14 protein-coding genes are annotated in these 16009 nt (G+C 68.0%); 4 read left to right on the forward strand and 10 right to left on the reverse strand.

Going from position 1 to position 16009, the window contains the following annotated elements:
• Nucleotides 1–58: 58 nt before the first annotated feature.
• The 7 genes from ACIPRI_RS06840 to ACIPRI_RS06870 form a co-directional block, all read right to left on the reverse strand.
• Nucleotides 59–1087, reverse strand: coding sequence for an ABC transporter ATP-binding protein (locus ACIPRI_RS06840; RefSeq protein WP_446620664.1), 1029 nt, complete (start codon nt 1085–1087; stop codon nt 59–61).
• Nucleotides 1084–2094, reverse strand: a complete 1011-nt coding sequence (locus ACIPRI_RS06845) for an ABC transporter ATP-binding protein (RefSeq protein WP_446620665.1) — start codon at nt 2092–2094, stop codon at nt 1084–1086. Before ACIPRI_RS06845 ends, ACIPRI_RS06840 begins: the two co-directional genes overlap by 4 nt.
• Nucleotides 2094–2954 carry an ABC transporter permease gene (locus tag ACIPRI_RS06850; RefSeq protein WP_446620666.1) on the reverse strand — a complete coding sequence of 287 codons (861 nt, stop codon included), beginning with the start codon at nt 2952–2954 and terminating at the stop codon, nt 2094–2096. The genes ACIPRI_RS06845 and ACIPRI_RS06850 overlap by 1 nt, the downstream gene beginning before the upstream one ends.
• Nucleotides 2951–3925, reverse strand: a complete 975-nt coding sequence (locus tag ACIPRI_RS06855) for an ABC transporter permease (RefSeq protein WP_446620667.1) — start codon at nt 3923–3925, stop codon at nt 2951–2953. The genes ACIPRI_RS06850 and ACIPRI_RS06855 overlap by 4 nt, the downstream gene beginning before the upstream one ends.
• A gap of 26 nt (nt 3926–3951) precedes the next feature.
• Nucleotides 3952–5547: an ABC transporter substrate-binding protein gene (locus ACIPRI_RS06860; protein WP_446620668.1), complete on the reverse strand. Its 1596-nt coding sequence runs from the start codon at nt 5545–5547 to the stop codon at nt 3952–3954.
• Between the two features lie 187 nt (nt 5548–5734).
• On the reverse strand, nt 5735–7183 hold the full coding sequence (locus tag ACIPRI_RS06865) for an NAD(P)/FAD-dependent oxidoreductase (protein ID WP_446620669.1): 1449 nt from the start codon (nt 7181–7183) through the stop codon (nt 5735–5737).
• A gap of 20 nt (nt 7184–7203) precedes the next feature.
• The gene (locus ACIPRI_RS06870; RefSeq protein ID WP_446620670.1) at nt 7204–7608 is read right to left on the reverse strand and encodes a nuclear transport factor 2 family protein; all 405 of its coding nucleotides are present in this window, start codon (nt 7606–7608) and stop codon (nt 7204–7206) included.
• A 121-nt stretch (nt 7609–7729) separates the two neighbouring features.
• Here ACIPRI_RS06870 and pdxR point away from each other — a divergent pair, with 121 nt between their 5' ends.
• The 4 genes from pdxR (at nt 7730) to ACIPRI_RS06890 (ending at nt 12096) form a co-directional block, all read left to right on the forward strand.
• On the forward strand, nt 7730–9250 hold the full coding sequence (pdxR, locus tag ACIPRI_RS06875) for a MocR-like pyridoxine biosynthesis transcription factor PdxR (RefSeq protein WP_446620671.1): 1521 nt from the start codon (nt 7730–7732) through the stop codon (nt 9248–9250).
• A 158-nt stretch (nt 9251–9408) separates the two neighbouring features.
• Entirely contained in the window at nt 9409–10416 is a 1008-nt protein-coding gene (gene tauA, locus ACIPRI_RS06880) for a taurine ABC transporter substrate-binding protein (protein ID WP_446620672.1), read from the forward strand.
• A gap of 11 nt (nt 10417–10427) precedes the next feature.
• Nucleotides 10428–11216, forward strand: coding sequence for a taurine ABC transporter ATP-binding protein (locus tag ACIPRI_RS06885; protein WP_446620673.1), 789 nt, complete (start codon nt 10428–10430; stop codon nt 11214–11216).
• Complete coding sequence (locus ACIPRI_RS06890) at nt 11209–12096, forward strand: ABC transporter permease subunit (protein WP_446620674.1); 888 nt, start codon at nt 11209–11211, stop codon at nt 12094–12096. Before ACIPRI_RS06885 ends, ACIPRI_RS06890 begins: the two co-directional genes overlap by 8 nt.
• A gap of 34 nt (nt 12097–12130) precedes the next feature.
• On the opposite strand, the gene ACIPRI_RS06895 is transcribed toward ACIPRI_RS06890, so the two are convergent.
• The 3 genes from ACIPRI_RS06895 to ACIPRI_RS06905 form a co-directional block, all read right to left on the reverse strand.
• Nucleotides 12131–12814, reverse strand: a complete 684-nt coding sequence (locus ACIPRI_RS06895; RefSeq protein ID WP_446620675.1) for a glutathione S-transferase family protein — start codon at nt 12812–12814, stop codon at nt 12131–12133.
• A gap of 52 nt (nt 12815–12866) precedes the next feature.
• Entirely contained in the window at nt 12867–14189 is a 1323-nt protein-coding gene (locus ACIPRI_RS06900) for an MFS transporter (RefSeq protein WP_446620676.1), read from the reverse strand.
• An 85-nt stretch (nt 14190–14274) separates the two neighbouring features.
• Nucleotides 14275–15918 carry a GMC family oxidoreductase gene (locus ACIPRI_RS06905; protein WP_446620677.1) on the reverse strand — a complete coding sequence of 548 codons (1644 nt, stop codon included), beginning with the start codon at nt 15916–15918 and terminating at the stop codon, nt 14275–14277.
• Between the last annotated feature and the right edge of the window lie 91 nt (nt 15919–16009).

Below are 16009 nucleotides of genomic sequence, written 5' to 3' on the forward strand. Positions count from 1 at the left end.
GTGGCGTGCAATCGCGTTCCAGCCGCTGCGGGTGTGGTAGCTCCTTGGCGTGATCACACTAGGACGGCAGTTGCAGCGGCGCGATCGGCTGGTCGTCAACACTGTCCACGCGCCGGCATCGCACCCAGTGGTCCGGCGCCACTTCGCGCAGCGGTGGCAGCTCGGCTGCGCACGCGGGCTCGGCCACCGGGCAGCGGCCGGCAAAGCGGCAGCCTGGCGGCGGGTTGATCGGGCTCGGCGGATCGCCCGTGAGCTTGATGCGCTGCGCGGCGCGCTGGCGCCCGCCGTGCACCGTGGGCACGGCCGACATCAGCGCCACGCTGTAGGGGTGCAGCGGCCGCGCGAAGAAGGCCTGGCGCGGCGCGCGCTCGACGATCTGGCCCAGGTACATCACGGCGATGTCGTCGCAGATGTGCTCGACCACGGCCATGTCGTGCGAGATGAACAGGTAGGTCAGGCCCAACTCGCGCTGCAGCCGGGCCAGCAGGTTCAGGATCTGCGCGCGGATCGCGATGTCCAGCGCCGAGACCGGTTCGTCGCAGACTACGAGCTCGGGCTGCGTGGCCAGCGCGCGCGCGATGTTGATGCGCTGGCGCTGGCCGCCCGAGAACTGGTGCGGAAACAGGTGCTGCTGCTCGGGCCGCAGGCCCACCTGGGTGAACAGCTCGGCCACGCGCGCCTCGCGCTCGGCCGGCGTGCCGATGCCCATCAGGTCCAGCGGCGCGCGCACGGCGGCGCCGGCGCGCTCGCGCGGGTTGAGCGAGGAATACGGGTCCTGGAAGATGATCTGCAGCCGCCGGCGCGCCTGCCGCAAGGCCTCGCCTCCGAGCGCGCCCAGGTCGGTGTCGCCCAGGCGGATCTGCCCAGCCGTCACGGGCGACAGCCGCATCACGGCCAGCGCGGCCGTGGTCTTGCCCGAGCCGGATTCGCCGACCACGGCCAGCGTGCTGCCGCGGCGCACCTTGAACGAGACGCCGTCCACGGCCTTGACCACCTCGGCCGGCTTGAACCAGCCGGACTTGGCGCGCGGGAAATGGACCTTCAGGTCGTCGACCTGCAACAGGGTGTCGGGGGTCATCGCGTTCATGCCGTTGCCTCCTCGGCATGCAGCCAGCAGGCCGCGCCATGTGACGTGGCCCCGTTCGCGCCGACCTCGAACATGGGCGGCACGTCGGTTGCGCAACGCGGCATGGCCTGCGGACAGCGTTCGCGAAATGCGCAGCCCCGGCCCAGTTCCCAGATCGAGGGCACGACGCCGTCGATCTCGGCGAGATCGGCGCGCCCGCCGCCGATGCTGCTGCCGAGTTCGGGCAGGCAGTCGATCAGACCGCGCGTGTAGGGGTGGCCCGGCGCGCCCAGCACCTGTTCGCAGCTGCCCTGTTCAATCACGCGGCCGGCGTACATGACCATCACGCGGTCGGCCATCTCGGCCACGGCGCCCATGTCGTGCGTGATGAGAAGGATGGCCGTGCCCTTCTCGCGCTGCAGGTCACGCAGCAAGTCGAAGATCTGGGCCTGCACCGTCACGTCGAGCGCCGTCGTGGGCTCGTCGGCGATCAGGATGTCGGGCCGGCAGGCCAGCGCCATCGCGATCATCACGCGCTGGCGCATTCCGCCCGAGAGCTGGTGCGGGTACTCGTGCACGCGCCGCTCCGGCGCCGGAATGCCGACCTGCTGCAGCATCTCGACCGCGCGCTGCTGCGCGGCCCTGGCGTCCAGGCCGGCATGCAGGCGCAGCGATTCGGCGATCTGCTCACCCACGGTGAACACCGGGTTCAGCGAGGTCATGGGTTCCTGGAAGATCATCGAGATGCGATTGCCGCGCACCTCGCGGATGCGCTGCGTGTCGGCCGTCACCAGGTCCTCGCCCTGGAACAGGATGCGCCCGTCGCTGATGCGGCCCGGCGGCGAGGGGATCAGCCTGAGCAGCGCCAGCGCTGTCATGCTCTTGCCGCAGCCGGACTCGCCGACCACGCACAGCGTCTCGCCGGCGCGCAGCTCGAAGTCCACGCCGTTGAGCACCATGGCCTGGCCGCGCCGGCCGCTGAATTCGACACGCAGGTCCTCGACCCGCAGCAAGGCAGCCTGCGTCATCAGCGTTCCCTCAGCTTGGGGTTGAGCGCGTCGTTGAGCCCGTCGCCGATCAGGCTCACGGCCAGCACCGTGACGAAGATGGCCGCGCCCGGAAAAACCACCGGCCACCAGGCCGACAGCACGTACTGCCGCGCCGAGCCGATCATCAGGCCCCAGCTCATCTGGTTGGGGTCGCCCAGGCCCAGGAACGACAGGCCGGCCTCGAACAGGATGGCCGCGCCGATCGCCAGCGTGGCCGACACCACCAGCGGCGGCAGCGCGTTGGGCAGGATCACCTTCCAGATGATGCGCGCGTGGCGCGCGCCGATGGCGCGCTCGGCGCGCACGAACTCCAGTCCGCGGATCTTCAGGAACTCGGCGCGCGCGAGCCGTGCCGTCGAGGGCCAGCTCACGCTGCCGATGGCCAGCGTGACCGTGACCAGCGAGGGCGAGAACAGCGTGACCACCACCATCGCGAACAGCAGCGACGGCAGCACCTGGAAGAATTCGGTCACGCGCATCAGCGCCGCGTCGACGCGGCCGCCATAGTAGCCCGCCATCGCGCCCAGCGTGACGCCGATGGTGACCGACAGCAGCGCCGCGATGGCGCCCACGGCCAGCGTGGCGCGCCCGCCGTGGATGAGGCCCGTGAGCACGTCGCGGCCGAGCTGGTCGCTGCCCAGCCAGGCTTCTTCAGTGAAGGGCGGGGTCATCGGCGCCGTAATCATTTCGAAGGGATCGGCCGGATACACCCAGGGACCCGCCACGGACACCAGCACGACGACCAGCAGGATCGCCATGCCGGCGATGGCGGCCGGGTTGCGCATGAACATGCGCAGCGCCTCGACGCCGGGATGTTCGACCTTGATGTCTTGTTTCATGAGGTCTTGATGCGTGGGTCGATCAGCCGGTAGCACAGGTCGGTGACCATGTTCATGACGATGACGACGATGGAGGAGAACAGCAGCACGCCGAGGATGGTGGGGTAGTCGCGCCGCAACACGGAGTCGAAGGCCAGGCGGCCCAGGCCCGGCCAGTTGAAGACCGTCTCGACCAGAATGGCGCCGGCCAGCACGTTGCCGAACTGCAGGCCCAGCACCGTGACCACGGGCAAGAGCGCATTGCGCAGCGCATGCTTGTAGAGGACCACGCCTTCGGCCAGGCCCTTGGCACGCGCGGTGCGGATGTAGTCCGAGCCCAGCACGTCGAGCATCGACGAGCGCGCGAGCCGGCTGTACTGCGCGAGATAGATCACGGCCAGCGTGACCATGGGCAGGATCAGGTGGTGCAGCACGTCGAGCATGTCGGCCAGGCTGCCGGTGGCCGGATCGGGCGAGCGCATGCCCGAGACCGGCAGGATCGGAAGTACCGATGCGAAGAGCAGCACCAGCATGATGCCGGTCCAGAACACCGGCGCCGCGAAGCCGACCAGCGAGAGCACGGTGATGGCTTGCGAGAGCAGCCCGTTGGGCTTGCGCGAGGACAGCACGCCCAGCAGCGTGCCGGCCACGAAGGCCGTGAACACGGCGCTGAGCACCAGCAGCAGCGTGGCCGGAACGCGCTCGAGGATCATCTGCGAGACCGGCAGGTTGAAGTAGTACGAGTAGCCCAGGTCGCCGCTGGCCACCTTGGCCAGGTAGATGCCCAGCTGGGTGTGGAACGGCAGATCCAGGCCGTACTGCTTGCGCAGGTCGGCCATGAGCTCCGGGCTCATGCCGCCCGAGGCGCCGGCGATGGTTTCCACCGGGTCGCCGGGCGCGGAATGCACGAGCACGAAGTTCAGGACCACGACCGCCAGCACCAGCAGAAGGCCCTGGGCGAGGCGGGAAGCGAAGAGGCGGAGAACTCCCATCGTGAGTGTTGTCGTGGCTGCCGCGCCTACTTCAGGAACACGTCGTCATACGGCGCGGCCGGGCCCCAGATCGTCGCGGGCACGTTCTCCACGTTCTTGCGCGAGGCCGTGTGATAGGGCGTGTTGTTGACGTAGACGATGGGGACTTCGTCCGTCACGGTCTTCTGGAACGTGGCGTAGTAGGCCTTGCGCTTGGTGGGGTCCAGCGTGCCGCCGGCGGTGTTCAGCAATTCGTCCACCTTGGGGTTGGCGTAGGACTGCGTGTTGGTCCAGATGACGGGCTTGATGTTGGTCGACAGATAGGTGCGGTGCACGCCGATGACCGGATCGCCCCAGTTGAAGACCACGTCCATCGACAGATCGAAGTCGTGCGTGGCTAGGCGCTTGGCCCAGGCCGGGAAGTCGGCCGAGGCACGCACCTCCACCGCCACGCCCAACTTCTTGAGCTGGGCGCGCACGTATTCGGCCACGTTCTTCTGCTGGTCGTCGGCGCCGGGCAGGTAGTCGATGGTCAGCTTGAAGCGTTCACCGTTGGCGCCGGGCTTGAGGCCCGCCTCGTCCAGCAGTGCCGCGGCCTTCTTCAGGTCCAGCGGATAGCGTGCCAGGTCGTCCGTGGCGAACGGGCTGCTGGCCACGATGGGGCCGTCGGCCGGGGTGGCGAAGCCGCCCATCAGCGCCTTGGTGATGAACTTCTTGTCCATCGCGTAGGCGATGGCCTTGCGCACGCGCACGTCGTCCAGCGGCTTCTTGGCGGTGTTGATCGCCAGCCAGTTGATGGCGCCGATGCCCTCGTAGCCCTTGCCGGTCAGCGCGATGTCGGCGTTGGACTTGAGCCGCTTGAGATCCGTGGCGGTGGATACGTAGGGCAGCATCTGGACGTCGCCGCGCTCCAGGCTCAGGAGGAGGCTGGAGGCGTCGGGCACGATGTTCAGGACGACCTTGTCCAGATAGGGCTTGCCGGCCAGGAAGAACTTGTCGAAGCGCTCCATGACCACGCGCTGGCCGGCCTGGAACTCGACCAGCTTGAAGGGCCCGGAGCCGACCACGCCGGTGCTGTTGCGCGGATGGGTCTTGAGGTCGGCGCCGTCGCCATAGATGTGCTTGGGCAGGATGGGCGCGAGCGCGGGGCTCATGGCCAGGAGGATCGCCGGGTGCGGCGAGCTCATGCGGATGATGGCCGTGTGCGCATCGGGCGTGTCGACCTTCTCGACCGGGGCCAGCATGGTCTGGAACGGGTGATTGGCCTTGATGGCCATGATGGAGAAGGCCACGTCGGCCGAGGTCACGGGCTTGCCGTCGTGGAACACCGCGTTCTTGCGCAGGTTCAGCGTGAGCGACATGCCGTCGTCCGCGAGCTTCCACGACTCGGCCAGGTAGGGCTGCGGGTTCCACTTGTCGTCGAAGCGCAGCGGGCTCGCAAACAGCTGCGCCGACGGGATCGCCGTGGCGGTGCCCGATTGCACCGCGCCGTTCAGGTGCCGAGGCACCTGTGTGTAGCCCACCACCAGCGTGCCGCCGCGCTTGGGTGTCTGCGCCAGGGCGGGCAGGGACAGGAGCGCGCTGGCGCCGAGCACTGCGGCCGAGAGCAAGGCGCCGCGGCGGCTGGAGAGAAGACGGAACATGGACTGACCTCCTTGGGTTCTTCGACGGGTGAAAGGCCCCGCTGGGCCGCAGGCAGAAGATAGGCCAAGGGTGATCCGCGGCGAAGAGCCAATCGCATGCAAATCGAGGGGCCAGAAGCCGCGGGTTTGCCCCGTTGTGTGGCGGCGCGATGCGCCACTTCGGTGAATGCGCACCGTCGGCGCGCGGCTATTTCTCGTCGCGCAGCCAGTACCACTTGTAGAGCATGCGCTGGCCGATGCGCCGAAACGGCGCGAAGGCGGGCGACTCCACCAGCCCGAGCATGTTGGGAAAGGGCAGCGGCGAGCGATAGATCGGCAGTTCGAACACCTGTCGGCCGTCGTCCTTGCCGGCCACGCGTTCGGCCAGCCGCTTGCCGGCCCAGGTCGAGAAGGACACGCCGTTGCCGCCGTAGCCCACCGCATACCAGATGGTCTTGTCGGCCTCGGGCTGCGTGATGCGGGGCATCATGTCGTGGCTCATGTCGACCCAGCCCCACCACGAATAGTCGATGCGGATGCCCGCCAGCGGCGGAAACTTGCGGGCGATCGCGTCGGTGAGCAGCTTCAGGTGCACCGGGTGCTCGGCGTCGGCGCCGCTCACCGAACTGCGGCTGCCGATCTGCAGCCGGTTGCCCTTGAGCAGCCGGTAGTAGAAGCGCAGCGTGCGCGTGTCGGTCAGGAAGGTCAGCGAACTGAAGTTGGTGGCTTGCAGTTCCGACTCGGTCAGCGGGCGCGTGACGACCGAGTTGGAGAGGATCGGCATGATGCGGTTCTTCAGCAGCGGGCTCAATGCCTGGCCGGTGTAGCCGCCGGTGCACACCGCCACGCGGCGCGCGCGCACCACGCCGCCGGGCGTCTGGAGGTGGTGCACGCCGTTGAGGGTCTGCCAGCCCTGCACGGGGCTGGAGGTATGCACCTTCACGCCCAGCGCGCGCGCCTTGCGCATCAGGCCGAAGGTGAACTTCAGCGGGTGGATGCCCACGCCTTCGGGCTCGAACATGGCGCCGGCCGCCTCGCGCTCGTCGCAGTAGTCGCGCCGCACCTCTTCGGCCGTGAGCATGCGCGTGGCATAGCCGAACTGCTCGCGCATCAGGCGCGCCTCGGCTTCGAGCACCGCGAGCTTTTCGGGACGGTGCGCCACGTGGAGATGGCCGCCGTCGAAGGCGTCGCAGTCGATCTGCGTCGTGAGATGCTTGAAGTTCTCGAAGCCGCCGCGGATCTCGGCATCGAGTCGCCTGGCGGTGTCCAGGCCCCAGCGCTGGATCCACTGCGAGCGCTTCAGCCGGCCGCTCGCGTTCTGCCCCTGGCCGCCGCTGCGGCTGGAGCAGCCCCAGGATGCCTGGTTGGCCTCGAGCACCGTGGCCTGGATGCCGTGCTCCTGCGCCAGGTAGAGCGCGGTCGACATGCCGGTGGCGCCCGAGCCGATGATGGCCACGTCGACATCGATGTCGCGCACGAGCGGGCCGTCGTCTTCGGGCGGCGCACCGGCGCTCGCGACCCACCAGGTCGGCGCATAGGCGCGGCCCGCGCCGGGATCGGGCGCGACCAGCGGGTCGTAGCGCGGGTCGTAGGGCCTGTTCGCGGGCAGCGAGGGCGGGGCGGCGGAGAACGCGGCGGTGCCGGACGGCATGTTCATGGGAGGGCTCCGCGGTCTGTCTACTTGGTGGCCGGCAGGTTGGGACGCGCCTTGCGGAACACGTTCTTCAGGTGGATCTTTCCGCCCCGGAAGGTGAATACGTCGATGCCGTCGGTCTCGATGCGACTACCGTCGGCCGCGGTGCCCGTGAAAGTCCACTGCGAGGTGCCGAAGTCGCCGTGCACGAAATGCCGGCCGTTGATCCACTGCGCATCGGGCACCGCCTCCCAGGCCGTGGCGAAGGCGCGGCGTACTGCTTCGGTGCCCACGTGGCGCGTGCCGCAGGCCTCGGGGCCGGCGGCGGTCTGGAAGATGCAGTCCTCGGTCATGAAGCCCATCAGCGCGTCGATGTCGTGGCGGTTCCACGCGTCGCTGAAGGCGGCGAGGGTGTCGGTGGTGACGGAGGAAGAAGGTTGTGCGGTCACGCGGCGGCTCCAGGAAATGAATGCCGCCAAGCGTAGGCAGCCCGCCGTTCGCGCGATAGGGCCAGATCCGGGGATTCGACCGAGCCAGAAATCAGCGGGCGGCCCTAAACTGCCGCACACCATGGCCAATCCCAGAGCGATCCAATGGGCGCAGCTCTTCGCGCTGCCCGACCAGCCCGCCCTGCCGCTGCAGGCCCGCTTGCGGGCCGCCGTGGTGCAGGCGATCTTCGAAGGGCACCTGAGCCCGGGCGCCTCGCTGCCGTCGTCGCGCGAGCTCGCGGCGCTGCTCGGCCTGAGCCGCAACACCGTGACCTCGGCCTACCTGCAGCTCATCGATGAAGGTTTTCTCGAAGCGCGTCCGCGCAGCGGCGTGTTCGTGGCGCACGACGCGCGGCCGCAGCCGGCCGCGCATGCCGAGCCGCTGGTGGGACGCAGCGGCCAGCCCAGCCAGGCGCCCGACTGGTCCGCGCGCGTGCTGCGCTCGCTGCAGGGCAAGCCCATGCTCTCCAAGCCCGATCGCTGGCGCGACTATCCTTATCCCTTCGTCTACGGCAACTACGACCCGCAACTCTTTCCGACCGAGGACTTCCGTGAATGCTGCGCGCGCAGCCTGGCGCGCTCGCAGCTGCCGCACTGGACGCCCGACTTCGAGACCGACGACGTGCCCGACCTGATCGAGCAGATCCGCACGCGCCTTCTGCCCAAGCGCGGCGTGTTCGCGCTCAAGGAAGAAATCCTCGTCACCCTGGGCGCGCAGCATGCGTACTACCTGCTGGCCGATGCGCTGTTTGGCGAGAACACCCGCGTCGGCCTGGAGGAACCCGGCCATCCGCATGCGCGCAACAGCTTTTCGATGCGCAACCCGAAGTGGGTCGAGGTGGCGGTGGACGACGAGGGCCTGGTGGTCGACGCGCTGCCCGCCGCCGACTACCTTTTCGTGACCCCGTCGCACCAGAGTCCGACCACGGCCACGATGAGCCTGGAGCGCAGGCAATGGCTGCTGCGCAAGGCCGAGCTGCAGGACTTCGTCATCATCGAGGACGACTACGAGGCCGAGAACCTCTACGAAGGCACGCCGATGCCGGCGCTCAAGAGCCTGGACAAGACCGGGCGCGTGATCTACGTGGGATCGGTGTCGAAGAGCCTGTCGCCCGCGCTGCGGCTGGGTTTCATCGTCGCGCCGCGCGCGCTGATCAAGGAGCTGCGGTTGATCCGGCATGCGATGGTGCGGCATCCGAGCGCCTTCCTGCAGCATGCCTATGCGCTGTTTCTTTCGCTCGGGCACCACGAGTCGCATGCGCGGCGTGTGAACCATGCGATGCAGGAGCGGCTGGCGATCGCGGCCAAGGCGTTGCGCGAGCATCTTCCCGAGTTCGAGTTCACGCTGCCGCAAGGCGGGGCATCGATCTGGGTGCGGGCGCCGGTGTGGGTGGATGCGGGCGAGCTCTCCTTGATGGCCCGCAGCCATGGGGTGCTGATCGAGGCGGGGGATGTGTTCTTTGCGAAGCCGCCCTATCCGTGTCCCTTTTTCCGGCTGCGCTTGTCGTCGATTGCTGCGGGACAGATTCCCTTGGGGATTCAGGCGTTGGGGGCGGCGTTCGAGGAACTGGCGCTGGCTCGGGGCGAGGTCCGGGCGCACTGAGCGAGGAAATGCACCTCCCGCGTGCACGGCGGACAACCCTGCACCAGAACGAGGGTAAGTCCCGATCCACTGGCTCCACGCCCGTGAACGGGCTGGTACTTCCTGCCGGCAGCCAACCGGTGCACAGTCCGCCCAGGTTCACCATCAGGAGAAAACAGATGACCATGCCCCGACGTCTTTCCCTGAAATGCGCAGTTGTCGCCGCCGCGATGCTGTGCGCCGGCGCGGCATCCGCGCAGGCCAAGGAGCTCACCTTCGCCCACCAGGACATGCTGGTTCCATTGCGCCTTGTCATGGAATCGGGCGAGGTCGAGAAAGCCACCGGCTACAAGATCAACTGGCGCATGTTCTCGGGCGGCGGCGACGTGATACGCGCCATGGCCTCGGGCGACGTGCAAATGGGCGAGACGGGGTCGAGCCCGCTCACGGCCGCGGCCAGCCAGGGGCAGGACATCAAGCTGTTCTGGATCTCGGCCGACATCGCCAACGCCGAGGCGCTCGTGGCGCGCAACGCGTCGGGCATCAACAGCATGAAGGACCTGGCTGGCAAGAAGGTGGCCACGCCTTTCGTCTCGACCGCGCACTACCAGCTCATGGCCGGCATGAAGATGGACGGCGTCGATCCCAAGAGCGTCAACGTGATGAACATGCGCCCGCCAGAAATTGCGGCGGCCTGGGAGCGCGGCGACATCGATGCCACTTTCATCTGGGACCCGGTGCTCTCCAAGATCAAGGGCTCGGGCAAGACCATCGCCACCTCGGGCAGCATCGGCAAGCGTGGCGCGCCCACGTTCGAGGGCATCGTGGTCAACGCCAAGTGGGCGGCCGCCAACGAGCCGTTCATGATCGCTTTCGTCAAGGCGCTGAACCGCGCCAACGAAGAGTACAAGGCCAGCGGCAAGAGCTGGACGCCAGATTCGCCGCAGACCAAGGCCATGGCCAAGTGGACCAAGGCCGACCCGAAGGACGTGGGCCCGGCGATGGCGCTTTACACCTTCCCGACCATGGCCGAGCAGGTCTCGCCGACCTGGCTCGGCGGCGGCGCGGCCAAGGCCATGGCGGGCACGGCCGCTTTCCTCAAGGAGCAGGGCCGGGTGCAGGAGGTCAAGTCCGACTACAGCGCCTTCGTGACCACGGTGTACGTCGACAAGGCGATGGCGAAGTAGGCCGCAGCAGCATGCCCACGCTCGACATCCGCGACCTCACGGTCAACTACGCCGTCAAGGGCGGCACGCTGCAGGCGCTGGCGCCGGTCAACCTCACCATGCGCGATGGCGACTTCGTCGTTGCGCTCGGCGCCTCGGGCTGCGGCAAGACCACGCTGCTCAACAGCATCGCCGGCTTCCTGCCGCCCTCGACGGGCGACATACTGCTCGACGGAAAACCCGTCATAGGCCCCGGCGCCGATCGCGGCGTGGTGTTCCAGAAGCATGCGCTCATGCCCTGGCTCAACGTGCGCGACAACGTGGCGCTGGGCTTGCGCCTGGCCGGCACAGGCAAGGCCGAACGCGACCGCATCGCGGAAGAAAAACTTGCGCTCGTCGGCCTGCAGCAGTACGCCGACCGCGCCGTGTACGAACTCTCGGGCGGCATGCAGCAGCGCGTGGGCATCGCACGCGCGCTGGCCAGCGATCCGGCCGTGCTGCTCATGGACGAGCCCATGGGCGCGCTCGATGCGTTCACGCGCGAACAGGTGCAGGAGATCCTGCTCAAGGCCTGGTCCAAGTCGAACAAGATGGTGTTCTTCATCACCCATTCAGTCGAAGAGGCGCTGTTCCTCGCCACGCGGCTGATCGTGATGAGCCCGAGCCCGGGGCGCATCTCGCACATCTATGACGAGGTTCCGTTCTCGCGCCAGTTCCTGTCCCACGGCGATTCGCGCAAGGTGAAGTCGGAGCCCGAGTTCATCCGCATGCGTGAAGAGGTTCTTTCGATCATTCATCATCGCGAGGCTGCACATGCCTGAGGCCACCATCGCAACAACGCCTGCCGCCGCCATGACGCCACCTTCCAGGCCCGCCGCGCCGCCGCCCGTGACGGCCGGCGCCAAGCTCAAGACCAGCGCCTTCAAGGTGCCGGGCGAGGGCTCGAGCGTGACCATCAGCGTGGTCACCGTGGTGGCGCTCGTCGCGCTGTGGTTCCTGGTCACCAACATGGGCTGGGTCAAGCCGCTCTTCCTGCCGACGCCGCAGGCGGTGTTCCAGCAGTTCTACGAATACCTCACGGGCCAGGCCAACGACAAGCCGCTGTGGCAGCACTTCCTCGCGAGCATGTTCCGCGTGTTCTCGGCCTTCCTGCTGGCCTGCGCCACGGCCATTCCGGTGGGCATCGCGATGGGCATGAGCCGCTTCTGGCGCGGCATCTTCGATCCGCCGCTGGAGTTCTACCGGCCGCTGCCGCCGCTGGCCTATCTGCCGCTGATCATCATCTGGTTCGGCATCGACGAGCTGCCCAAGGTGCTGCTGATCTTCCTGAGCTGCTTCGCGCCGCTGGCGCTGGCCGCGCGCTCGGGCATGCGCAGCGCCTCGCAGGAGCAGATCAACGCCGCGTACTCCATGGGCGCGAGCTACATGCAGGTGATCCGGCACGTCATATTGCCCTCGGCGCTGCCCGACATCCTGGTGGGCATGCGCATCGCCATCGGCTTCGGCTGGACCACGCTGGTGGCCGCCGAGATGGTGGCGGCCAACATGGGCCTGGGCCAGATGGTGCTCAACGCGTCGAACTTCCTGCGCACCGACATCGTCATCATGGGCATCATCGTCATTGGCGTGGTGGCCTATCTGTTCGATCTGCTGATGCGCTGGCTCGAGCGGCGCCTGGTGCCCTGGAAAGGGCGAATGTAGGAAGGCGAGGAAGCGCTTGCGCGGCGGCCGCCTTTCAGCTGTTGCCGCGCTCCCAGCCCGGAACGAACGGAAAGCGCGCGGCCCAGAAGGCCGCCAGGCGCGGATCGGCATCGACGCGCTTCACGGCTTCGGCCAGGCGCGGCGCCTCGCGGTAGAAGCGCTCGCGGTGTGGCGTCCAGCGCGACACCACGGCCACGTAGAGGTCGAGCATGCTCAGGCGCTCGCCGAGCAGGTAGGGCGCGGGCGTGCCGATCTGCGCGTCCATCAGGTGCCAGCATTCGGCCACGCGCTCGGCAGTGCGTTCGAGCAGCGCGGGCCGCGCCGCCGGATCGGGCGCGAGCCGCGAGGGCTCGTCGCGCACCCAGAACATCGAATAGATCGCGGCCGGCACGTAGACCATCCAGCGCAGGTAGCGCGCGCGCAGCAGGTCGCCGGGCGCGGGGCAGAGCCCGGCTTCGGGATAGCGGTCGCCGAGCCAGAGCAGGATCGCCGCGCTCTCGGTCATGAGCTCGCCCGAAGGCAGCACCAGCGCCGGCACCTGGCGCATCGGATTGATCGGCGCGATGCGCTCGCGCTCGGCGTCGCCCTCCCAGGGGGAGACGTCGACGACGTCGACCTGCGCGCCGATCAGCGTCAGCGCCGCATGGACCGGCGTGGCGCCCGAGCCGGGCGCGCCGTAGAGTGTGTAGCGGTCGTTCGAAGGAGCAGATGTTGTCATTCGCCCAGCCTACGCCGGCGGCCGCCTGCTGTCACGACTCGTGTGAAGGCGCTCAGCCGCCGCGCGGCGCGGTGGCCAGCGGCGCATCGGCCGGCGAGACGCTGCGCCCGATGAGCCACGCACTTGCCGCCGACACCACGCCCGCGAACAGCACGTACAGGCAGATCTGCCACGGATCGCCGCCGCCCGACTTGAGCAGCGCGGTCGCGATGATCGGCGTGATGCCCGAGGCGAAGATGCCGGAGAACTGGTAGACGAAGGAGATGCCCGTGTAGCGCACCTTGGCGTCGAACAGGTCGCAGAACAGCGCCGCCTCCGGTCCGTACACCGAGGCGTACAGGATGCCGAAGGGCACGATGATCGCGAGCCACACCAAGAGCACGTTGCCGCCGCTGTGCGTCATGAGCCAGAAGCCCGGGAACGCAGACACCGCCGTGATGATCGATCCCCACATGTAGACCTTGCCTCGCCCCATCTTGTCGGACAGGCGGCCGAAGAAGGGAATGAAGAAGATCATCACCACCGCGGCCGCCATCACGCCCAGCAGCGCGTCGGTGCGGCTGATCTTGAGGGTGCCGGTGAGATAGTTGATCGAGAACACGCCGAAGATGTTGAAGAACACCCCGTCGATGTAGCGCGCGCCCATGCCCTTGAGCACGTTGCCCGGGTAGCGCCGCAGCATGTCCATGAACGGAATGCGCAGCTCGGCGTTGCGCGCCTTCACGGCCGCGAACTCCGGCGTTTCCTGTACGTGCAGGCGGATGTACATGCCCACGCCCACCATCACGCCGGAAATCAGGAAGGCGATGCGCCAGCCCCACGAGAGGAACTGTTCGTCGGTGAGCAGCCATGACAGCAGCGCCACCACGCCCGAGGCCAGGCACAGCCCGATGGCCAGCCCGATCTGCGGCAGCGACGCGTAGAAGCCGCGCTTGCCCTTCGGCGCGTACTCGTAGGCCATCAGCACCGCGCCGCCCCATTCGCCGCCCAGCCCGATGCCCTGCGCCACGCGCAGCAGCAGCAGCAACAAGGGCGCCGCGATGCCGATCTGCGCATAGGTCGGCACCAGGCCGATCAGGAAGGTGGTCACGCCCATGATCATCAGGGTGATGATGAGCATGCTCTTGCGGCCGATCTTGTCGCCGAAGTGGCCGAAGATCACGCCGCCCAGCGGCCGCGTGACGAAGCCCACGGCAAAGGTGGTGTAGGCCAGCATGGTCGACACCACCGGGTCGCTGCCCGGGAAGTAGAGCTTGTTGAACACGATGCCGGCCACCACGCCGTACAGGAAGAAGTCGTACCACTCGATGGTGGCGCCCACCAGGGCCGATATCACGACTTTGCGGATCTTTCTCTCTTCGGTCGTTGCGCTCATGTGTCTGTCTCCTTTGGGTTGTCGTCGTCGCGGCTCTTGCGGGCCGTGCGCGCTCAGCGGACTTCCAAACTCGAATCAACCAAACCTAAAGCTGAAGCGCGGTCATGGACGCCCTGGCGTCCTCTCTGATCAGGTCGACGGCCTTCTCGGCCATCATCACGGCGGGCGCGTTGGTGTTGCCCGACACCAGCGTCGGCATGGCCGAACAATCGATCACGCGCAGCCCGGCCACGCCGTGCACGCGCAGGCGCGCGTCGACCACGGCGAGCGGGTCGCTGCCCATGCGGCATGTGCCCGTGGGGTGGAAGATGGTGGCGCCGTTGTTGCGGCAGAACTCCAGCAGGTCGGCGTCGCTCGCGGCCTCGGGTCCGGGCTTCACCTCGCGCTTCACGTAGGGCCGCATCGCGGGCGCCTGGGCAATGGCGCGCGCCGCCTTCACGCCGGCCACGGTGGTGGTGCGGTCCAGCTCGGTGGCCAGGTAGTTGGGCTGCATCTCGGGCGGCTCGGCCGCGTCGAGCGAGCGGATGCGCACATGCCCGCGCGCCTGCGGCCGCAGCTGGCACACCGACATGGTGAAGCCGGAGTACGGATGCACCTTGCCGCCCGCCATATCGGCCGACAGCGTGGCCACGTGAAACTGGATGTCGGGCGTGGCGGCCACCGGCCGGCCGCTGTCGTCCTTCAGCGCGCGCATGAAGCAGCCGCCCTGGTTGATGCCCACGGCGAGCGGTCCCGTGCGGTGCATCAGCCATTCCATGCCCATGCTCGCCTGGCCGAACCAGGAGTTGAGCTGGTCGTTGGTGGTGATGGGCTTGGTGCACTCGTAGCCCAGGCGGATCTGCAGATGGTCCTGCAGGTTCTCGCCCACGCCCGGCAGCGCGTGCACCACCGGAATGCCCATGCGCTCCAGCAGCGCGCGCGGGCCGATGCCCGAGAGCTGAAGCAGCTGCGGCGACTGGATGGAGCCGGCCGACATCAGCACTTCGGCGCGGCAGCGCGCGGTCTTCATCTCGCCGCCTTGGCGGTAGGTGACGCCCACGGCGCGCCGGCCCTCGAACACCAGCCGGCTCGCCAGCGCCTCCGTCTCGATGCGCAGGTTGGGCCGGTTCTTCGCCGGCGCCAGGTAGGCCTTGGCCGTGCTGCAGCGCCACCCCTTGTGCGTGGTGAGCTGGTAGTAGCCCGCGCCCTCCTGCGCGGCGCCGTTGAAGTCCTCGGTGCGCGGCACGCCGATCTGCCGCGCGCCGTCGATGAAGGCCTCGATGAGTTCGTGCTTCGCCGTGATGTCCGACACCTTGAGCGGCCCGTCGCCGCCGTGAAAAGCGTTGGCGCCGCGCTGGTTGCCTTCGGAGCGGATGAAGTAGGGCAGCACGTCTTCGTAGCCCCAGCCCTCGTTGCCGAGCGCGGCCCAATGGTCGTAGTCCTCGCGCTGGCCGCGGATGTAGATCAGCCCGTTGATCGAGCTCGAGCCGCCCAGCGTCTTGCCGCGCGGCCAGTAGATGCGCCGGCCGTTCATGTTCGGGTCGGGATCGGTCTCGAAGCGCCAGTTGTAGGCGGAGCTCCACATCGTCTTGCCGTAGCCGATGGGCAGATGGATCCAGAGCGACCTGTCCGCCGGCCCCGCTTCGAGCAGCAGCACGCGCATGGCCGGGTCTTCGCTCAGCCGGCCGGCCAGCACGCAGCCGGCCGAACCGGCGCCGACAACGATGTAGTCGAACTCTTCGTCACGCATGCATGGCACCCCGGCAGTGGAACAATCGCTTCGCTTGCTTGCATCCTAGGTTATTGTTTTTCGGAACGCAACGTTCCATTTTTAAGGTTTA

It is taken from the genome of Variovorax sp. LARHSF232, assembly GCF_052871435.1.

Bases quoted from the DNA above. Each gene is read 5' to 3' on its own strand.
- ACIPRI_RS06855 (WP_446620667.1), bottom strand. From the start codon at position 3,925: ATGGGAGTTCTCCGCCTCTTCGCTTCCCGCCTCGCCCAGGGCCTTCTG.
- tauA (WP_446620672.1), top strand. From the start codon at position 9,409: ATGACCATGCCCCGACGTCTTTCCCTGAAATGCGCAGTTGTCGCCGCC.
- ACIPRI_RS06845 (WP_446620665.1), bottom strand. From the start codon at position 2,094: ATGACGCAGGCTGCCTTGCTGCGGGTCGAGGACCTGCGTGTCGAATTC.
- pdxR (WP_446620671.1), top strand. From the start codon at position 7,730: ATGGCCAATCCCAGAGCGATCCAATGGGCGCAGCTCTTCGCGCTGCCC.
- ACIPRI_RS06885 (WP_446620673.1), top strand. From the start codon at position 10,428: ATGCCCACGCTCGACATCCGCGACCTCACGGTCAACTACGCCGTCAAG.
- ACIPRI_RS06865 (WP_446620669.1), bottom strand. From the start codon at position 7,183: ATGAACATGCCGTCCGGCACCGCCGCGTTCTCCGCCGCCCCGCCCTCG.
- ACIPRI_RS06905 (WP_446620677.1), bottom strand. From the start codon at position 15,918: ATGCGTGACGAAGAGTTCGACTACATCGTTGTCGGCGCCGGTTCGGCC.
- ACIPRI_RS06850 (WP_446620666.1), bottom strand. From the start codon at position 2,954: ATGAAACAAGACATCAAGGTCGAACATCCCGGCGTCGAGGCGCTGCGC.
- ACIPRI_RS06840 (WP_446620664.1), bottom strand. From the start codon at position 1,087: ATGAACGCGATGACCCCCGACACCCTGTTGCAGGTCGACGACCTGAAG.
- ACIPRI_RS06890 (WP_446620674.1), top strand. From the start codon at position 11,209: ATGCCTGAGGCCACCATCGCAACAACGCCTGCCGCCGCCATGACGCCA.
- ACIPRI_RS06900 (WP_446620676.1), bottom strand. From the start codon at position 14,189: ATGAGCGCAACGACCGAAGAGAGAAAGATCCGCAAAGTCGTGATATCG.
- ACIPRI_RS06895 (WP_446620675.1), bottom strand. From the start codon at position 12,814: ATGACAACATCTGCTCCTTCGAACGACCGCTACACACTCTACGGCGCG.
- ACIPRI_RS06860 (WP_446620668.1), bottom strand. From the start codon at position 5,547: ATGTTCCGTCTTCTCTCCAGCCGCCGCGGCGCCTTGCTCTCGGCCGCA.